The 2,074-nt window shown below is 58.4% G+C and carries 2 protein-coding genes; both read left to right on the forward strand.

The genetic code is table 11. The annotated features are described in order from the left end of the window. The coding region (locus I2E26_RS02575) for a glycogen/starch/alpha-glucan phosphorylase (protein ID WP_195419503.1) at positions 1–937 on the forward strand (937 nt) is incomplete at its 5' end. Between the two features lie 63 nt (positions 938–1,000). Continuing rightward, positions 1,001–2,074, forward strand: a 1,074-nt coding sequence (locus I2E26_RS02580) for a glucose-1-phosphate adenylyltransferase (protein WP_195419504.1), incomplete at its 3' end; no start/stop codon positions are given.

A 2,074-nucleotide genomic window follows, 5' to 3' on the forward strand; every position in this document is an offset into this window, starting at 1 on the left:
CAAAAAGCTCGTCGACTTCGAAAACGACCCCTCGTTCCTCAAGCGCGTCGGCCATTCCAAGCGCCAGAACAAGATTCGCCTGGCCGAATACGTTCGCCGCGAGTGCGGCCTCGTAATCGATCCCGACTCGGTCTTCGACGTTCAGGTCAAGCGCTTCCATGCATACAAGCGCCAGGTCATGAACATCATGAAGGTCATGGATGTTTACAACCGCCTCATCTCGGACAGCTCGTTCCATGTCCAGCCCACGACGTTCATCTTCTCCGGCAAGGCGGCTTCAAGCTACACCTTCGCCAAGGAGGTCATCCGACTCATCAACTCGGTAGCCGAGGTCGTCAACAACGATCCGCGCGTCAACGACCTCATCAAGGTATGCTTCATCCCCAATTTCCGCGTTTCGAATGCGCAGCTCATCTATCCCGCAGCCGAGATCTCAGAGCAGATCTCGACCGCCGGTAAAGAGGCCTCGGGTACGTCCAACATGAAGCTTATGATGAACGGCGCGATCACGCTTGGCACCATGGACGGCGCCAACATCGAAATCGCCCAGCTCGCCGGTGAGGAGAACGAGAAGATCTTCGGTCTGACCACGCCCGAGGTCGAACAGCTGCGCGCAAGCGGTAGCTACTTCGCATGGGATATCGTGAACGCGGACCGCGACCGCTTGGGCCGTGTTATGGACGAGCTCACCGATGATACGTTTGCCAAGCTCTCCGGCAACTTTGAAAGCATTCATACTGAGATCATGTCCAATAACGACTATGACCTCGTTTTGAAGGACTTCCACTCCTACGTTCAGGCATGGGAGGAGCTCACCTCTACCTACACCGATGCGCAGGCTTGGAACCGCTGCGCGCTGCACAACACCGCCATGTCGGGCTGGTTCTCGAGCGATCGCACAATTCGCGAATATCGCGACGAGATCTGGCACGCCTAGACGGCAACGCAAAGCTTTGGGGAAAGATTTGTAGGCTCAGCACGTTTTGAGAGGAAAGATTCGATGAGCAAGAAAGAATGCATCGCGATGCTCCTCGCGGGAGGACAGGGCAGCCGGTTGGGGGCGCTCACGTCTAAAATCGCCAAACCCGCCGTCTCGTTCGGCGGCAAGTTCAGGATTATCGACTTCTCGCTGTCCAACTGCGCGAACTCGGGCATCGATACGGTGGGCGTACTCACGCAGTACCGTCCCTACCAGCTCCACGAGTATGTTGGCTCCGGACGCGCATGGGACCTGGACGAGCACGGTGCCGGCGTTTCGATCCTGCCGCCCTACGCCACCCAGGACGGTGGCACCTGGTATGCGGGCACGGCCGATGCTATCACCCAGAACCTTGACTACATCAAGGGTCACGACCCGGCATACGTCCTGATTCTCTCCGGCGACCACCTGTACCGCATGGATTACCGCAAGATGCTCGAGAGCCACATCGAACATGGCGCCGACCTCACGGTGTCCGTAATGCCGGTTCCCTGGGAGGAGGCCAGCCGCTTCGGCATCATCACGGCCAATCCCGATGACGGCCGCATCGAGAAATTCACCGAGAAGCCCGAAAAGCCCGATTCCAACCTCGCTTCCATGGGCATCTACATTTTCAGCACCGATATCCTGGTCCAGGCACTCGAGGACGACGCCCTGGATCAGCGCTCCAGCCATGACTTCGGCAAGGACATCATTCCGAAGCTCCTCGCCGAGGGCAAGCGCCTGTACACCTACGAGTTTCATGGATTCTGGAAGGATGTCGGCACGATCTCCAGCTTCCATGAAACCTCGATGGACCTACTGGGTGAAAATCCCGAGTTCGACCTATTCGACAAGAGCTTCCCGGTAATGAGCAACGACTCCACCCGTCCCCCGCACTTCATCGGACCCGACGGGCGCCTTGACGACTGCCTGGTATCGAACGGCTGCCGCATCTACGGCTCCGTTAAGCATTCGATCCTCTCCACCGACTGCGTCGTTGGCGAACGCGCCATCGTCGAGGACTCCGTCCTGCTTCCCGGTGCCATCGTAAAGGACGGCGCACATGTCGTGCGCGCGATCCTGGGCGAGAACGCCATCGTGGAAGAAGGCGTC

Origin of the sequence: Collinsella sp. D33t1_170424_A12, from assembly GCF_015554865.1 — a bacterium.
Taxonomy (GTDB): Bacteria; Actinomycetota; Coriobacteriia; order Coriobacteriales; family Coriobacteriaceae; genus Collinsella.